This window comes from Streptomyces sp. NPDC096324 (genome assembly GCF_044763015.1).
GTDB lineage: Bacteria > Actinomycetota > Actinomycetes > Streptomycetales > Streptomycetaceae > Streptomyces.
The window spans coordinates 109,201-126,617 of record NZ_JBIWFK010000005.1 but is presented as its reverse complement, the minus strand read 5'-3'; the positions used below and the strand labels follow the sequence as shown (position 1 = coordinate 126,617).

10 protein-coding genes and 1 riboswitch are annotated in these 17,417 nt (G+C 72.4%); of the genes, 4 read left to right on the top strand and 6 right to left on the bottom strand.

Annotation, left to right across the window (positions count from 1 at the left end; translation table 11 throughout):
• Positions 1-5: 5 nt before the first annotated feature.
• The 4 genes from sucC to ACIQ7M_RS14675 form a co-directional block, all read right to left on the bottom strand.
• A complete protein-coding gene (gene sucC / locus ACIQ7M_RS14690) occupies positions 6-1,184 on the bottom strand; it encodes an ADP-forming succinate--CoA ligase subunit beta (RefSeq protein ID WP_355766744.1) in 1,179 nt (392 codons plus the stop codon).
• A gap of 407 nt (positions 1,185-1,591) precedes the next feature.
• Positions 1,592-2,755 carry a VWA domain-containing protein gene (locus ACIQ7M_RS14685; protein ID WP_403643725.1) on the bottom strand — a complete coding sequence of 388 codons (1,164 nt, stop codon included), beginning with the start codon at positions 2,753-2,755 and terminating at the stop codon, positions 1,592-1,594.
• Positions 2,752-5,361 (bottom strand): DUF5682 family protein, encoded by a 2,610-nt coding sequence (locus ACIQ7M_RS14680; protein ID WP_403644529.1) that lies wholly within the window; start codon positions 5,359-5,361, stop codon positions 2,752-2,754. Before ACIQ7M_RS14680 ends, ACIQ7M_RS14685 begins: the two co-directional genes overlap by 4 nt.
• Positions 5,362-5,426: 65 nt before the next feature.
• The gene (locus ACIQ7M_RS14675; protein WP_403643722.1) at positions 5,427-6,572 is read right to left on the bottom strand and encodes an AAA family ATPase; all 1,146 of its coding nucleotides are present in this window, start codon (positions 6,570-6,572) and stop codon (positions 5,427-5,429) included.
• Positions 6,573-6,705: 133 nt separating this feature from the next.
• Between ACIQ7M_RS14675 and ACIQ7M_RS14670 the strand changes: the two genes are divergently transcribed.
• Both ACIQ7M_RS14670 and ACIQ7M_RS14665 read left to right on the top strand, forming a co-directional pair.
• On the top strand, positions 6,706-8,061 hold the full coding sequence (locus ACIQ7M_RS14670; RefSeq protein ID WP_403643719.1) for an SWIM zinc finger family protein: 1,356 nt from the start codon (positions 6,706-6,708) through the stop codon (positions 8,059-8,061).
• A 22-nt stretch (positions 8,062-8,083) separates the two neighbouring features.
• Complete coding sequence (locus ACIQ7M_RS14665) at positions 8,084-9,700, top strand: DUF5691 domain-containing protein (RefSeq protein WP_403643716.1); 1,617 nt, start codon at positions 8,084-8,086, stop codon at positions 9,698-9,700.
• Positions 9,701-10,073: 373 nt separating this feature from the next.
• Here the strand turns inward: ACIQ7M_RS14665 and ACIQ7M_RS14660 are convergent, their stop codons facing one another.
• Positions 10,074-10,490, bottom strand: coding sequence for a cobalamin B12-binding domain-containing protein (locus tag ACIQ7M_RS14660; protein WP_037626795.1), 417 nt, complete (start codon positions 10,488-10,490; stop codon positions 10,074-10,076).
• 806 nt (positions 10,491-11,296) lie between these two features.
• Here ACIQ7M_RS14660 and ACIQ7M_RS14655 point away from each other — a divergent pair.
• Both ACIQ7M_RS14655 and ACIQ7M_RS14650 read left to right on the top strand, forming a co-directional pair.
• Complete coding sequence (locus tag ACIQ7M_RS14655) at positions 11,297-12,160, top strand: alpha/beta fold hydrolase (protein WP_355766729.1); 864 nt, start codon at positions 11,297-11,299, stop codon at positions 12,158-12,160.
• A gap of 234 nt (positions 12,161-12,394) precedes the next feature.
• Entirely contained in the window at positions 12,395-14,179 is a 1,785-nt protein-coding gene (locus tag ACIQ7M_RS14650; RefSeq protein WP_403643712.1) for a M23 family metallopeptidase, read from the top strand.
• A 124-nt stretch (positions 14,180-14,303) separates the two neighbouring features.
• On the opposite strand, the gene pcrA is transcribed toward ACIQ7M_RS14650, so the two are convergent.
• Positions 14,304-16,790 carry a DNA helicase PcrA gene (gene pcrA / locus ACIQ7M_RS14645; protein WP_403643709.1) on the bottom strand — a complete coding sequence of 829 codons (2,487 nt, stop codon included), beginning with the start codon at positions 16,788-16,790 and terminating at the stop codon, positions 14,304-14,306.
• A 456-nt stretch (positions 16,791-17,246) separates the two neighbouring features.
• Positions 17,247-17,416, top strand: a riboswitch (cyclic di-AMP (ydaO/yuaA leader).
• Position 17,417 lies beyond the last annotated feature (1 nt).

Genomic DNA, 17,417 nt, shown 5'->3' with positions numbered 1-17,417 from the left:
GTCCCTTACTTCGCAGCCGCGAGCTCGGCGGCCTTGTCGGCCGCGCCGTCCATGGTGTCCACGCGCTGGACCAGCGGGTGGTTGGCGTCCGACAGGATCTTGCGACCCAGCTCGGCGTTGTTGCCGTCGAGACGCACGACCAGCGGCTTCGTGACGGCCTCGCCCTTGTCGGCGAGGAGCTGGAGCGCCTGGACGATGCCGTTGGCGACCTCGTCACAGGCGGTGATGCCGCCGAAGACGTTGACGAAGACGGACTTGACGTCCGGGTCGCCGAGGATGATCTCCAGGCCGTTCGCCATGACCGCGGCGGAGGCGCCGCCGCCGATGTCGAGGAAGTTGGCGGGCTTGACGCCACCGTGGTTCTCACCGGCGTACGCGACGACGTCGAGGGTGCTCATGACGAGACCCGCGCCGTTGCCGATGATGCCGACCTCGCCGTCGAGCTTGACGTAGTTGAGGTTCTTGGCCTTGGCGGCCGCCTCGAGGGGGTTGGCGGCCGCGTGGTCGACGAGCGCCTCGTGGTCGGGCTGACGGAACTCGGCGTTCTCGTCCAGCGACACCTTGCCGTCCAGGGCGATGACCTTGCCGGAGGCGACCTTGGCGAGCGGGTTCACCTCGACGAGGAGGGCGTCCTCCTTGATGAAGGTGTCCCACAGCGTCACCAGGATGTCGGCCACCTGGTCGGCGACCTCGGCCGGGAACTTCGCCTGGGCGACGATCTCGCGGGCCTTCTCGATCGACACGCCTTCGTTGGCGTCGACCGGCACCTTCGCGAGGGCGTCGGGGTTCTCCTCCGCGACGACCTCGATCTCCACGCCGCCCTGGACGGACGCCATGGCGAGGAAGGTGCGGTTGGTGCGGTCGAGGAGGTACGAGACGTAATACTCCTCGACGATCTCGGGCGCGGTCTCGGCGATCATCACCTTGTGGACCGTGTGGCCCTTGATGTCCATGCCGAGGATGTCCGTCGCGCGGGCGACGGCCTCGTCCGGGGTGGCGGCGAGCTTGACGCCGCCGGCCTTGCCGCGGCCACCGACCTTCACCTGGGCCTTGACGACGGACTTGCCGCCAAGACGCTCGGTCGCCTCGCGGGCTGCCTCAGGCGTGTCAATGACTTCACCGGCCAGCACCGGTACACCGTGCTTGGCGAAGAGGTCCCTCGCCTGGTACTCGAACAGGTCCACGCGCGTCCGTCCCTATCAGTGATCTCGCGGTTCGTTGGATGCGTGGGCGTGCCGCGAAGGGCAACGTGACGTCCGCTGTCACAAGGGTGGCGCACACGGTGTCCGAGCGCGCGGCATGTCCGTCTCGCAGGTTATCGCCGTGGGGCACGGGACCCTAAATCGCAGCTCACACCACAGCGGTGATACCTGTCACAGAACGGGCCCCGGACCGGTCCTCACCTGGCCGGGGATCACCCCGTGAGGCCCCTGTGAGCAGCCACTGAGAGCCTCGCGCGGCCCCCGGCGCTCCCGCGGCGGGCCGGTCGGCGGGGGCGCGGGAGCCCGGTCGGGTGGATCCGCCGGCCTTCCGCCGTCCGGGTCTGCCGAACCACCCGGAACCGGTCATCCGTGATCAGGACGGAACACTCTCACCTCGTGTCCGGGATCGGCAGCGGCCGCTTCTCGATCGCCGCCGCCATCACCTCGGGGAACAGATCGGGTGTGCAGGCGAACGCCGGCGCGTCGAGCGCCGCGAGCGCCGCCGCGTGCTCACGGTCGTACGCGGGTGCCCCCTCGTCGGACAGCGCGAGCAGCGTCACGAACTGCACCCCCGACGACTTCATCGCCGCGACCCGCTTCAGCATCTCGTTGCGGATCCCCCCTTCGTAGAGGTCGCTGATGAGGACGACGACCGTGTCGGCCGGTCTGGTGATCTGCGACTGGCAGTAGGCGAGTGCCCGGTTGATGTCCGTGCCGCCGCCGAGCTGGGTGCCGAAGAGGACGTCGACCGGGTCGTCGAGCTGGTCGGTGAGGTCGACGACGGCCGTGTCGAAGACGACGAGCCGGGTGGCGATGGAGCGCATCGACGCCAGCACGGCCCCGAACACGGAGGCGTAGACGACCGACGCCGCCATCGACCCCGACTGGTCGATGCAGAGGATGACCTCCTTCTTCACGGACTGCGAGGCCCGCCCGTAGCCGATCAGCCGCTCGGGCACGACCGTGCGGTACTCGGGCAGGTAGTGCTTCAGGTTGGCCGCGATCGTGCGGTTCCAGTCGATGTCGTGGTGGCGGGGTCTGCTGATCCGGGCGCTGCGGTCGAGGGCGCCGGTGAGCGTGGCCCGGGTGCGGGTGGCGAGCTTCTTCTCCAGGTCCTCCACGACCTTGCGCACGACGGCCCGCGCGGTCTCCTTGGTCGTCTCCGGCATGGCTTTGTTGAGGGAGAGGAGGGTGCCCACCAGGTGCACGTCGGCCTCCACCGCCTCCAGCATCTCGGGCTCCAGGAGCAGGGCGGAGAGCCCGAGCCGGTCGATGGCGTCCCGTTGCATCACCTGGACGACGGAGGAGGGGAAGTAGGTCCGGATGTCGCCGAGCCAGCGCGCGACCGACGGCGCCGAGGCCCCGAGCCCCGCCGAGCGGTCCCGTCCCGGCCGTCCCCCGCTCCCCTTCCCGTAGAGCGCGCCCAGCGCCCCGTCCATGGCGGCGTCCCGGCCGGAGAGCACGCATCCGGTGCCGTCCGCCTCGTCGCCGCCGAGCACCAGGCGCCAGCGCCGCAGCCGCTCGTCCACGGCACTCAAGACCACCTCGCTCATGGAGCCACCCTCACAAGATCGATGTCGATGTCGGTGCCGGTGCCGGTGTCTTTGTCCGTGCCGGTGTCGCCGTCGGTGCCGGTGTCGGGATCGGGATCGGCGCCGGTGTCGGGATCGGCGAGCCCCAGCAGCAGGCTCAGCAGCGGCAGCACGGCATCGGCGCGCCCGGTGTCGAGGTCGGGGGCGAACCCCGGGATGCCGGAGCCGGCACCGGTGGCCTCCGCGCGTGCCCGAGGCGCCGGGCCACGCCGGACGAGCTCGCCCAGGGTCCTGCGCACCCCCGTCTCGTACGCCGAGAACGTCCGGCGCAGCAGCGGCAGCACATCGGTGAACGCGTCGGCGGGCACCCCGGTCAGCCAGGTGTCCACCAGCCCGAGCAGCCGCTCGTCGTGCACGAGGAGCATGCCGCCGGAGCCGCCCCCGACGAATCCCTCGATCCACGCGGCCCCGTCCGCGGGCTCCGTGCCCGGCGACAGCACGAGACCCATGAGCCGGGCGGCCTCCTCCTGCGCCAGCTCCCCTTCGTCCAGGAGCAGGCGGACAGCCCGGCCTCTGACCACCCCGGGCACGGTGTCCCGCGCGGCGAGCACCCGTAGTACGGAGTGCCAGCGCCCGCGGATCCCCGAGGGCCCACCGGTCCCCGAGGCCGCCTCCCCCAGCAGCCCCACCGCCCCGTGCACGGCGTCGAGGTGGCCTCGCATCTCCTCGGCGGCGTCGCTGTCGAGGGAGGCGCAGGCCGGCGGGAGGCCGACGAAGACGCGTTCGGCGAGACCGGCCGCGACCTCGGAGAGGGCGTGGGTGTCCGTGCCGCGCACGTCGCCGTAGCGCAGGGAACGGACGAGCGCGGGCAGGGCCTGCGCGAGGTGGCCCACGTCCGTGTCGAGGGCGGCGCGGTCGGCGAGCACCCGCATCACCACGGGCAGCGCGTCCGTGAGCTCGGCGAGGAGGCAGCGCTCGGCGAGGGCCGTGACATCCGCCAGTGACGGCGCGCCGACGGCGTCCGCCTCGGCCTTGGCCGTCGCCGCGGACACGACGGTCGTGCCCCACACACCGGCCTCGGCGACCCGCACGGACAGCTCGGGCTCCCAGCGGAGCCGCCAGGTCTCCCGGAAGGTGCCCGTGCTGCCGCGGGACGCCGCGGGCTCGCCCCACGCGATGCCCAGGAGCCGCAGCCGGTGCAGCAGGGTGCTGCGTCCCGCGTCGGTCTCCTTGCGCAGGTCGAGCTCCATCTCCCGCTCCAGCGCCTCGGGCTTGAGCCGCAGTCGCCGCTGCGACCGCGTGAGGTCCCGCTGCAACGGCACCGCCGGGGCGGATTCCGGCACCTCACCGAGCACCTCGCCGACCACGAGCCGGTCGCGCACCAGGTCCAGGGGGACGTCCGAGCCCTCGCACATCACGGCGCGGACGGCGTCGGTGGTCTCGGTCAGTCCCGGCAGCGGGCGGCCGCGCATCGCGGCGAGGGTGCCGGCCAGGCGCACGGCCTCGATGACGTGGGCCGACGACACGCCCCGGTCCTCGTCGCGCAGCAGCCTGGCCACCTTGGTCATCCACCGCTCGACCGGGCGGTCGGGGGCGCTGAACAGATGTCCGTACCAGCCCGGCGAGTCGATGCCCGCTCCGTACCCGCTGGCGCGGGACAGCCGGCGGTGGGTCCAGGGCACCCAGGTGAGCTGGACCTTGGCCTTGGGCAGCCCTTTGAGGAGTGCCCGGTCGGCGCCGACCGCGGCCCGCCGGCGCAGGGCGGGGACGTGCCAGGCCCCGCACACGACGGCCACGTCGTCCCCGAACTCCCGCTGTGCGGACCGGAGCTGGAGCCGCATGTACGCCTCGCGCACGAGGTCCCGGTCGTGTCCGCCGACCCCGTACACCTCACGCAGCGACCCCATGGCCTCCTCCAGCACGGTGAACGGCGTGAACGGGTCGTCCGCCGCACCGGCCCGGTGCTCGACCACGTCCTCCCACCAGCGCTCCGGGTCGTCGTAGCCGGCGGTCTCGGCGAGCACGGCGAGGGGGTCGATCCGCACGGCGGACGCGTCGACGGACCGGCCGGGACCACCGGCCGTGTCGGGCCGTCCGGGATCACCCGGGGAATCGGGGGCCCGCGCCGTGCCGGGGGCGTCCGGGGCACCGGGAGCTCCGGACGCGCCGGGATCCACCGCGGTGACACGGTCCGCCTCCGGCGCCCGGTCACCTCCGGGGCCGGGGGTACCGGGGTTCCCGGCCGGGGGCGGGGTGTCGGACGGCGCGCTCACCGGCCCGTCCCGGTCGGGGTCCGTCTCGTTCTCCTCGTCTCTCCCCCAGGCCAGGGTGTGGGAGGCCGGGAGGTCGATGAAACGGGCCTCCACCCCGTGTTCCAGAGCCCACTGGATCGCCACCCACTCCGGTGAGAACTCGGCCAGCGGCCAGAAGGCCGAACGACCGGGCTCGTCGACGACGTGGGCGAGCAGCGCCACCGGGGGCCGCATGTCCTTCTCGGCGGCCAGCGGGAGGAGTTCGTCCGCCTCGGGCGGCCCCTCGATCAGCACGACCCGGGGTGCTGCCGCCTCCAGCGCCGACCGCACGGCCCGCGCCGACCCGGGTCCGTGGTGCCGCACGCCGAGCAGCAACGGTCCCGGCCCCCGGACGACCGCCCCGCCCTCCGGAACGGGCGGCCCGGCTTCCCGTTCGGCACTCACGCGCTCACCTCGCGGCAGGCGCGGTAGAAGTCCTTCCAGCCGTCCCGCTCACGGACGACCGCTTCCAGATACTCCTGCCAGATGACGCGGTCGGCGGCCGGGTCGCGCACGACGGCGCCGAGGATGCCGGCGGCGACGTCGCCCGCCCGGAGAACGCCGTCGCCGAAGTGGGCCGCCAGAGCGAGGCCGTTGGTGACGACGGAGATCGCCTCGGCCGTGGACAGCGTGCCGCTGGGCGACTTCAGTTTCGTCCGGCCGTCGGCCGTGATCCCGTCGCGCAGTTCCCGGAAGACGGTGACGACACGGCGGATCTCGTCGACGCCGTCGGGCACGGCGGGCAGGTCGAGGGAGCGGCCGATCTGGTCGACCCTGCGCGAGACGATGTCGACCTCGGCGTCGGCGCTCTCCGGCAGCGGCAGCACGACCGTGTTGAAACGGCGGCGCAGGGCGCTGGAGAGTTCGTTGACCCCTCGGTCGCGGTCGTTGGCCGTGGCGATGAGGTTGAACCCGCGGACGGCCTGCACCTCCTGACCCAATTCCGGTATCGGCAGGGTCTTCTCGGAGAGGATCGTGATCAGGCTGTCCTGCACGTCGGCGGGCACGCGCGTCAGTTCCTCGACACGGGCGGTCATGCCCTCGGCCATGGCACGCATGACGGGGCTCGGCACGAGCGCGTCCCGGCTGGGCCCGTGCGCGAGCAACTGCGCGTAGTTCCAGCCGTACCGGATGGCTTCCTCCGGTGTGCCGGCCGTGCCCTGCACGAGCAGGGTGGAATCGCCGCTGACCGCGGCCGCCAGATGCTCGGACACCCACGTCTTCGCGGTGCCGGGCACCCCGAGCAGGAGCAGGGCGCGGTCGGTGGCGAGCGTCGTGACGGCGACCTCGACGATGCGGCGCGGCCCCACGTATTTGGGAGTGATCACGGTGCCGTCCGGCAGGGTGCCGCCCAGCAGATAGGTGGCCACGGCCCAGGGCGACAGCAGCCAGCGCTCGGGGCGGGGCCGGTCGTCCTGCGCCGCGAGCGCGGCGAGTTCGGCGGCGAAGGCGTGCTCGGCGTGCGGCCGCAGCGGCTCGCTCGGCCGGCTCGCCTCCTTCTCTCCCGCGGGTGCGTCAACGGACGTCGGTTCAACGGACACGGACATGCCTCGGTCCCCCTCCAGCTCGGCCGGTTCGGATCTGGTTCCACCGTGCACCACGCCACTGACAATGCGTCCTGACCTGCACAAATGCGCTCGCGAGGATCGATTGTCAGTGGTGGGTCCTACCTTCGATCGCATGACACAGCAGGCGGTGCGCTGGACGGCGGATCAGGTGCTGGCACTGGCGCCTGACGCCGCGTCACGCAAGGCGGGGAGCAAACTCGGCGCGGCCGGACCGTGGTCCGAGGCGGGCAGTACGGAGGAGGGGACGGTATGGGGACTGTGCAGGGGAAGCGGCAGCAAGCCGTATCAGACGGTCGTGGACATCGCGGACTCGGCGGGTCCCGCTTACAAGTGCAGTTGTCCGAGCCGGAAGTTCCCGTGCAAGCACGCGCTGGGGCTGCTGCTGCTCTGGGCGGGCGCGGACGGAGCGGTGCCGTCCGCGCAGGCGCCGGACTGGGCCGAGCAGTGGCTGGAGGGCAGACGCCGGCGCGCGGAGAGCAGGAGCTCGCCGGGCGGGGGATCTGGAGCCGCCTCGCCGGGTGATCCCGAGGCGGCCCGGCGCAGGGCCGAACGCAGGGCGGAGCGGATCACCGCGGGGGCGGCCGAGCTGGAGCAGCGACTGGCGGACCTGCTGCGCGGCGGCCTCGCCTCCGCCGAGCGCGCGGGGTACGGGATGTGGGAGGAGACGGCGGCCCGGATGGTCGACGCGCAGGCACCCGGTCTGGCGGCGCGTGTGCGGGAGTTGGGGGCGATCCCGTCCTCGGGACCGGGCTGGCCCGTACGGCTGCTTGAGGAGTGCGCGCTGCTGCATCTGCTCGACCAGGGCTGGCTGCGGCGCGAGCGGCTGCCGGACGACCTGGCCGCGACGGTCCGTTCCCGCGTCGGGCTGCCCGGCTCCGCGGACGGCCCGCCGGTGCGTGACCGCTGGCTGGTTCTCGCGCAGTACGACACGGCGGACGCCCGGCTGACGACCCGCAGGATCTGGCTGTACGGCGCCGAGTCCGGCCGCACGGCCCTGCTCCTCTCCTACGGCGCGGCGGGCCGGGCACCCGAACTGGCGCTTCCGGTGGGGCTGGCCTTCGAGGCGGACCTGTCCGCGTACCCGGGCGCCGGCCAACCGCGGGCGGCGCTGGGCGAGCGGTTCACCGCCCCGGCACCCGCGGCGATACGGCCGAAGGGGCTGACCACACCCGAGGCCGCCGCCCGTTACGGAGAAGCGCTGCGCGCCGACCCGTGGCTGGACTCCTGCCCCGTCACCCTGGAGCGGGTGATCCCGACCCCGGACGGCGACGCGTGGCAACTCGCCGACGCCGACGGCGAGTCGGCCCTCCCGCTCAGCCCCGCCTCCCGGTCCCGGCCCGAACTGTGGCGCCTGGTCGCCCTGTCCGGCGGCGCGCCTGTCACGGTCTTCGGCGAGTGCGGCCACCGCGGCTTCACTCCGCTGACGGCTTGGCCGCAGGGCGAGGGCGAGGCGGTACCGCTGTGCTGACCTTCGTACGGAAAGGACGCTCATGACCACCACTCCGGCTTCGGCGGGCACGCCCGTCGGCGGTTCCTGGGAGGAGCTCGTCACCGTGGCGCTGCTCGGCACGGAGCGGCGCGCGCTGCCGGGACAACTGCCCGGGCGGCAGGCTCCGGTGGCGCTGCTGGACGCGGCGGCCGTGGAGACCGTGCGGCGGAGGGCAGGGGTGCGGCCGGCGCGGGCGGCGGCCCGTCCGGAGCCCGCGGCGCCGGACCCGCGGACCCCGCTGCCGCCCGCCGCGGCCCGGAGGCTTTCGACCCTGCTGGCGGACCGCCCCGGCACGGGAGGCGGCGGCCGCAGGGGCGCGGCGCCCGACCTCGTCGAGCTGCTGCCCCAGTGGCTGGCCCTGGCCAACGCACGCGGTTTCGCCGCACCCCCGGGGGCTCTTCCGGCGCTTCTCGACGCGGCCCGGGGGCGCACGGACCTGCGGCCGGCCGCCCTCGCCTTCGCCGGGCCGCGGGCGCTGTGGCTGGCCGGGCTGAACCCCGAGTGGCGGTTCGCGCTACGCACCTCGTCGGGCGGCGCCACCACCCTGCCGGAGGCGGCCGACGAGATACAACGGCTGTGGCAGGAGGGGCTGTTCGCGGAGCGGGTCGCGCTGCTGGCGGCGGTACGGGCCAAGGACCCGGCCGCCGGACGCGCCCTGCTCGTCGCGACCTGGGCGACGGAGCGGGCCGAGGACCGGCTGATGTTCCTCGACTCCCTCCGGTCCGGGCTGTGCGCCGAGGACGAGGCGTTCCTCGAAGGGGCGCTGGCCGACCGCAGCCGCAATGTGCGGGCGACGGCGGCCGAGCTGCTGTCCGCCCTGCCCGGGTCCGCGCTCGCCGCGAGGATGGCGGACAGGGCCGCCTCGTGCGTGGCCGTCGACCATACGGGGGAGACCCCGGTGATCACGGTCGAGGCGCCGCACGAGTGCGACGCGGCGATGGAGCGGGACGGGGTGGCGCCCAAACCCCCGGCCCGTCGTGGTGAACGGTCCTGGTGGCTGGGCCAGCTCGTCGAGGCGGCACCCCTCTCGGTCTGGGTCGACCGGCTCGGCGGCCGTTCGCCGGAGGAGGTGGTGGCCCTGCCCGTCGCGGACGGCTGGCAGGGGGAACTGCACGCGGCGTGGTGCCGGGCGGCGGTGCGGCAGCGCGATCCCGCGTGGTCGAGGGCCCTCCTGGGGCCGCCCTCCGCTCCGGAGGCCGGGGGGCCGGGGGCGGTGTCACTGGCCGAGCGGTCCAAGCTGCTCGCCACGCTGGGCGCCGGGGAGCGGGCCGACTGGGTGGCCGGGTTCATCGGTACGCACGGTCTGTCCGAGGCGTTCCAACTACTCGGGGTGTGCGCGGTGCCCTGGGCGGGGGGCCTGGGGCGGGCGGTGGTGGACGCGCTCGACATCGCGCGAGACGCGGGGAGCTTCCCGTGGAGCTTCAGCGGGGTGATGGGGCTGGCCGAGCGCTGCCTCGACCCGGCGGAGGCGGGGCGGCTCGAAGGCCTCACCTCGGTCCCCGACGAGTCGGAGCACACGGCGCCGGGGTCCGGGGACTACTGGGCCGAGGCCTTCCAGCGACTCGTGACGACCCTGCGCCTGAGAGCAACCATGTCCGCCGAACTCACGCCTCCCTGACCGTGCCTCGCCAAGAACCTCGGAGAACCCGGCGAAGCCGAGACTCCCCGGCGCCGAACCGATCCGGCGCCGGAGATGTCGAAGGTCAAAGTGTCCGCGCCGCGTCCCGCGGACACCCGGGGGTCACCGCGGGACGCGGCGCGGGTGTCGGCGGCCATGCGGGCCGACGCAGGCGCGGGCATCCGGCGGTCACGCGGGCGGAGCGGGCGCCAAGCGGTCACCGGGGCCGGCGTCGGTGCGGGCGCCCGGCCGTCACGCGGCCTGGCCCGGGCACCCGACGGTCACACAGGACGCGGCGCGGGCGCCGCGCGGTTACGTGGGCCCGCGTCGATGTCGGCGTCCGGTGGTCACCCGGCAGGGCGCAGGCGCCCGGTCACGCGCCGGCCGGCTGCCTGACGTTCGCGCGGACCCAGTCCACGATCGACACCGTCGTCGCGCCCGGGGTGAAGATCTCGGCGACGCCCTTCTCCTTGAGGGGGGCGATGTCCGCCTCGGGGATGATGCCGCCGCCGAAGACCTTGATGTCCTCGGCCTCGCGCTCCTTCAGGAGGGCGATGACGGCCGCGAAGAGCGTGTTGTGGGCGCCGGACAGGATGGACAGGCCGATCGCGTCGGCGTCCTCCTGGATCGCGGTGTCGACGATCTGCTCGGGGGTCTGATGAAGCCCGGTGTAGATGACCTCCATACCGGCGTCGCGCAGCGCCCGCGCGATCACCTTGGCCCCACGATCGTGGCCGTCGAGCCCCGGCTTGGCCACCACCACGCGGATCGGACCGGCTGCCACACCCATCACTGCCTCCATGAACGGACTACTTCAACCTGCACCGACGACGACTGGCGACACATGCCGCGACGACCACCACCGGACCACGACCGACAACTGGTCGGAGATTCACCGATTGATTCAGCGGTTGATTCACCGATTGACCAGTATTGACTACCCGTTGTCACCAACAGGCGTCCGTCGACCGTGCCGAGTACTGACCATCGACACATATCGCTCAGTTTTCCGCTCGCCACGCCGGATCACTCCGGATCACCGATCGCGCCAAGCGGCACAGGCGTCCCGAGCCCTTTCGGCCCGGGAAGTGAACGAACGTTATCGCCAGCATCCCGCAACCGGCAGTTTCGCGGTGGAGACCGAGGGGGAAATCACACACTGGGACAAGTTCGCCGCGCACGGCTCCGTACCGCGGCACTGGCGCCGCAGGGATCTGCGGCGTACGGGCCTCGGCCGGAACGGGCGCAAGAAGAGCCGCGACCAGGTGGCCGCGCATCGCGTCGTCAGCGGGACGGCGTGGTGCCGGGGCACATCGGCGACGGCACGACAGCGGGGAGCGAGGCCGGGCAGCAGGACCGCGGGAACACGAGGGCGACTCCACGCCACGACACGAAGCCGGCGCACCCAGCCCGGCGGACGGTCGGGGAGCCGGGGTCGGCGTCGTATACCGCGCCCTTCGCCGAGCACTCCGCAGCGTCACCGGTCTCACACCCCGGGGACGTGTCGTGGGCCGCCGCCGTCGCCGACCTCACGGCTTTCCACTAGGGCACACGGGGGACGGAGTGGTCCTCCCGCGTGCCGACTGGAGGTCGGCCATGAAGGTGACCGAGGCTGCGTCGCCCTTTCTCCCCCTGTGCCAGCGCCTGTTTCCGACGAAACTGGCCGGGCTCTCGGTGGCCCTGCTGAAGGCCACGGCACTGGAGCTCGCGATCCTCGCCGGGCACCTCCTCCTCTATCCCTCCGGCATCACGCAGGAACGCCGTACCGGACACCCGCTCACCCCGCCCGACGTGGCCGCCACGCTGCCCACCGAGGCCAGGCCCCCGGTCGTCCTGCTGCACGGCTTCATCGACAACCGCTCCGTCTTCGTCCTGCTGCGCCGCAACCTCGCCCAGCACGGCAGGCAGCACATCGAGTCCCTGAACTACTCGCCGCTGACGTGCGACATCCGTACGGCGGCGGAACTTCTGGGCCGGCACATCGAGGAGATCTGCGAGCGCACGGGACATGACCGCGTGGACATCGTCGGGCACAGCCTCGGCGGGCTGATCGCGCGCTACTACGTGCAGTGCCTCGGCGGTGACACCCACGTCCGCACCCTCGTCACGCTCGGCACCCCGCACTCGGGCACCCGCGTCGCGCCGCTGATGAACGCGCACCCGATCGTCCGGCAGATGCGGCCCGGTTCCCCCGTGATCGAGGAACTGACCGGCCCCGCCCCGGGCTGCCGTACTCAGTTCGTCAGCTTCTGGAGCGATCTCGACCATCTGATGGACCCGCTGGAGACGGCCTGCGTCGAACACCCCGACCTGCTCGCCCAGAACGTCCGCGTGAGCGGTGTCGGCCATCTCGCGCTGCCGGTGCATCCGGCCGTCGCGACCGGCATCCGGCAGGCACTCGACATCGAGATGTCCGGCCCCCGCGCCGTGGCCCGCAGCGGCGGCCTCACGGTGGCATGACGATGGCGTGACGGGCGGCCTCACGGTGACGTGGAGCGGCCCGGAAGCAGTCCGGAACGGCGCGGAAGGAATCCGAGGCGGCGCGGAAGGGTTCCGAGGGGACGCGAAGCGGTCCGAGGTCGGCCGTCGGGAGGGCTGACGGCCGCCCGACGGCCTTCCCGTGGGCGGAATTCCTCGAACGCTTATCGAACGCCAGGCCAAGGCCTTGCCCACCCTCCCCCGAAACACGGCCGAATGCCCGTTTCCTGCGAAGGGGAAACCTGCCGAAGATTGTCGCGCCCGCATACCGCCGGGTACAGTCACCGCACTGCTCTGCCAGCCCCTGTTGTCGAGGCGAAAGAGAAGTTGGTGAACGACCGTCACCCGTCGGGGATCGCGACTCCCCCGGCCCCGGCTTCCGACGCCGCCTCGGCGTCCTACGCGTCCTACGGCGCGCAAGAAGCCCAGTACGGCGGCGACTTCACCGCGTACGGCGACCACTCCGCCACGGCCTTCGGCTCGGGCGCGCCCGCCATGGGCGCCTACGGCGGCTCGGACTTCGCCGGCGACCCGCTCTTCGGCACCATGCCGGGCGGGACCGGCACCGGCTCGTACGACGCCACGCAGTGGAACGCGGGAGTCCAGCAGCCGATGGGCTACGACCCCTACGCGGCGCAGCACACCGGCTACGACACCGGCGCCCACAACACGACGGCCTGGACGAACGGCTACCAGCAGCTCGCCGACATCCCCGCGCAGCATCCCGGCCCCGACGCCTCGGGCCAGTGGGACGCGAGCGCCTGGGTCCAGCCCGAGCAGCCGCTCGACGGCACCCAGCAGTGGACGGTGCCGACGCAGGAGACGGGCGCGTACGACGCCACGCAGTGGAACAGCGCCGGCGACCAGGGCACGTACCAGGCCTACGAGCACCCGCGGGCCGAGACGTACGAGCACTCGGGGACGGGGCCGTACGACCAGCCGGGGCCGGAGTCCACGTCGTACGACCATGAGCCGACGCGGCTCGACATGACGTACGAGGGGGCGTCCGACGCGGCGGACGCGGTGCCCTTCGACCAGCAGGCGACCGCGACCTTCGACCAGACGGTCCACGGCCGGATCGACACGGACGGGAACGGGGCCGAGTTCGAGACGGCCGAGGACTTCGCGGACACGGACCGACCCGACGAGGGCTACGACGACCACGACCCGTACGACGAGGGTCGCGAGCGGCCGCTGCTGGAGGACCAGGAGGAGATCACCCCGGTCCGGCATCCCGCGACACGGAGTGGTTCGCGTGCCCGGCGCCGCAGCCCCGCGAAACGTTCCGCTCTGCTGACCGTCGCGGTGCCCTCGGCCTGTGTCATGGGCGTCGCGGGGATCGCCGCCGCCTCCGTGGGCGGTGTCGGCGGCCTCGGAGGGGACGACTCCAAGGACACCACGGCCAGCGCTCCCGACGTGACCTCGGTGAAGCCGTCGGCCGCCAACGTCAAGCTGGACACCCAGCTCCAGAGTCTGTCCGCCGGTGCGGACGACTTCGCCGACCGGGCGAGCCGCACGCAGGAACGTATCGACCTCAAGGCGCAGCAGGCGACGGAGAAGAAGAAGGCGGCGGAGGAGGCGGCCCGCAAGGAGCGGCTGCGTCCGAAGTTCGCCCTCCCCGTGACACAGCAGGGCCTCAGCGCCTACTTCGGCCAGGCCGGCGTCAACTGGATGTCCGTGCACACGGGCATCGACTTCCCCGTCTCGTACGGGACGCCGGTGATGGCCGCGACCGACGGGACCGTCCGGACGCAGTGGAACAGCGCGTACGGCAACATGATGATCGTGACCGCGATGGACGGCACGGAGACGTGGTACTGCCACCTCTCCACGTACAAGGTCGCCTCCGGCACCGCCATCAAGGCCGGTGATCAGATCGCCTTCTCGGGGAACTCCGGCAACTCGACCGGCCCGCACCTGCACTTCGAGGTCCGCCCGGCCGGCGGTTCGGCGATCGACCCGCTGCCGTGGCTGCGCAGCCACGGCCTGGACCCCACGTAAGAACCCGGATCCCGGCCCGGTCAGAATCCCGGCCGCCGCGTGACCCCTGACGAGAACCCGGTGCCCGCGGCCCCCGGCCACCCGTCTCCGGACGGCCGAGGACCCCTGCGAACGGTGTCGCGGACTACAGCTTCTCCACCGGCGCGTACCGCAGCAGCAACCGCTTCGGCTTGGGCTCTCCGAAGTCGACCGTCGCCTCCGCGTTCGCGCCCGTCCCCTTCACCCCGACGACGGTGCCGAGGCCGAACTGGTCGTGCGTGACCCGGTCCCCGACGGCCAGCGCGACCACCGGCTTCTCGGTGGCACCGCGGCGGGTGGCGAACCCGGAGGCACCCGAGGCCGCGGACCGCGAACGCGAGGACGAGAGGGAGGCGGCGACACCGGAGACGGGACCCGCGGGCCGGGGAGCCGTCGCTCCCGTGCGCTTCCAGTCCAGATGGGTCGCCGGGATCTCCTCCAGGAAGCGGGAGGGCGGGTTGTACGAGGGCTGGCCCCACGCACTGCGCATCGAGGACCGGGTGAGGTAGAGCCGCTCCCGCGCGCGGGTGATGCCGACGTACGCCAGGCGCCGCTCCTCCTCCAGCTCCTTGACCTGTCCGAGCGCGCGCATGTGCGGGAAGACGCCGTCCTCCATGCCGGTCAGGAAGACCACGGGGAACTCGAGGCCCTTGGCGGTGTGGAGGGTCATCAGGGTGATGACGCCGTTGCCGTCCTCCTCGTCCGGGATCTGGTCGGAGTCGGCGACGAGCGCGACCCGTTCCAGGAACGCGGAGAGTCCGGCCGGAGTCTCGCCCTCACCCGTCTCCTGCTCGAACTCCAGGGCGACGGCGGCGAGTTCCTGAAGGTTCTCGATCCGGGTCTCGTCCTGCGGGTCGGTCGAGGCCTGCAACTCGGCGAGATAACCGGTGCGTTCGAAGACCGCCTGAAGAATGGTGGCCGGGCCCGCGCCGGACTCGACGATCGTACGGAGGTCTTCCATGAGCGTGTTGAACCGCTTGACCGCGTTGGTGGAGCGCGCGGCCATGCCGTAGGCCTCGTCGACGCGGCGCAGTGCCTGCGGGAAACTGATCTTCTCGCGTTGCGCGAGGGCGTCGATCATCGCCTCGGCACGGTCGCCGATGCCGCGCTTGGGCACGTTCAGGATGCGGCGCATGGGGACCGAGTCCTCGGGGTTGGCCAGCACCCTCAGGTACGCCAGGACGTCCCGGACCTCCTTGCGCTCGTAGAAGCGGACACCGCCGACGACCTTGTACGGCAGGCCGACACGGATGAAGACCTCTTCGAAGACACGGGACTGGGCGTTCGTGCGGTAGAAGACCGCGACGTCTCCGGCCCTCGCGTCGCCCGCGTCGGTGAGACGGTCTATCTCGTCGGCGACGAACTGGGCCTCGTCGTGCTCGGTGTCCGCGACGTAGCCCGTGATGTTCGAGCCGGCGCCCGCGTTGGTCCACAGGTTCTTGGGGCGGCGGGACTCGTTGCGCTCGATGACCGCGTTGGCGGCGGTCAGGATCGTCTGCGTGGAGCGGTAGTTCTGCTCCAGGAGGATCGTCGTCGCGTTCGGGTAGTCCTCCTCGAACTGGAGGATGTTGCGGATGGTCGCGCCGCGGAAGGCGTAGATCGACTGGTCCGCGTCACCCACGACGCACAGCTCGGCGGGCGCCAGGTCGAACTCGCTGGGCGGTACGTCCACGGGGTGCTCGGAGGTCCCCACGAGTTCCCGGACGAGGGCGTACTGCGCGTGGTTGGTGTCCTGGTACTCGTCCACCAGGACGTGCCGGAAGCGGCGGCGGTAGTGCTCGGCGACGTCCGGGAAGGCGCGCAGCAGGTTGACCGTGGTCATGATCAGGTCGTCGAAGTCGAGCGCGTTGGCCTCGCGCAGCCTCGACTGGTACATCGCGTACGCCTGGGCGAGGGTCTTCTCGAAGCCGTCCGCTGCCTGAGCGGCGAAGTCCTCCTCGTCGATCAGCTCGTTCTTCAGGTTCGAGATCTTGGCGCTGAACGACTTCGGCGGGAACTTCTTGGGGTCGAGGTCGAGATCACGGCAGACGAGCGCCATCAGCCTCTTGGAGTCGGCGGCGTCGTAGATCGAGAACGACGAGGTGAAGCCGAGCGTCTTGCTCTCGCGGCGCAGGATGCGGACGCAGGCGCTGTGGAAGGTCATGACCCACATCGCGTTGGCGCGGGGGCCCACGAGGGCCTCGACGCGCTCCTTCATCTCGCCGGCGGCCTTGTTGGTGAAGGTGATCGCGAGGATCTGGCCGGGGTGGACGTTCCGCTCGCCGAGCAGATGCGCGATCCGGTGCGTGAGGACGCGGGTCTTGCCCGAGCCCGCGCCGGCCACGATGAGCAGCGGGGAGCCCGAGTGGACCACGGCCGCGCGCTGGTTCTCGTTCAGTCCGTCCAGCAGGGCCGCGGGGTCCACGGCGGGCCGGGGCGCGCCGTCGCGGTAGTAAGCGTCCCGGCTCGGCGGCAGGTCGAACTTCCCGCCGAACAGATCGTCCGGAACCGGCTCCGGTACGTGATCGTCCTCGGGCGGCGGCGGGTGTTCGTCCTCGTGGGCCGCGGAGGGCTTGAGGTTCGCCAGGAAGCTGTCGTCAAAGAGGCTGCTCATCGCTCTCCGAGTCTAGGCCGCCCCACTGACAGCCCGCCGCCACCCCGAGAACTCGGCCCGAAGTCGTGACCAGGCACACGGCGGACACCAGGTGCTCACGGCTTCGCCCGCCGACACCTCACCGTCCGTGACGGCGCGCGACGGTCCGGTCACCCGGCGCGGGGCCGGCGCGGCGGGCCGTCCCGAGCCGCGACCCGACCGACGAGCGGTCGCCGCGACGCCCGGCCGCGTCATCCGGAGCGGGATGGGGCCGAGCGATGGAGCCGGCCGATGGGTCGGCGGGCCGCTTCCGGCGGCGCACGCGCCGATGGGTCTTCGGGCCGCTTCCGGCGGCGCGCGCGGCAATGGTCACGAAAATGTATCGGACGTATCGGGCATCAACCTTCACACGGGCCACACCGGTTGGCTAGCGTGCTCGAAGGCCGCTCGACCGCATCCGGCGAACACCGCCGGGCCGGGCGGCCTCCGCCCAATCCGGTGCGCCGCGAGGCCCTGGAGCCGGGGACCCACCGATTTTGGGGTGAATCGGTCCAACCGCCTTGTGGGGCACGGACCGTAGGGCAGCCTTCCGGAACCTCCCGCCCGAACCCGACAGCTAACTCGGCAGGCGGATGACGGAAGGAGTCG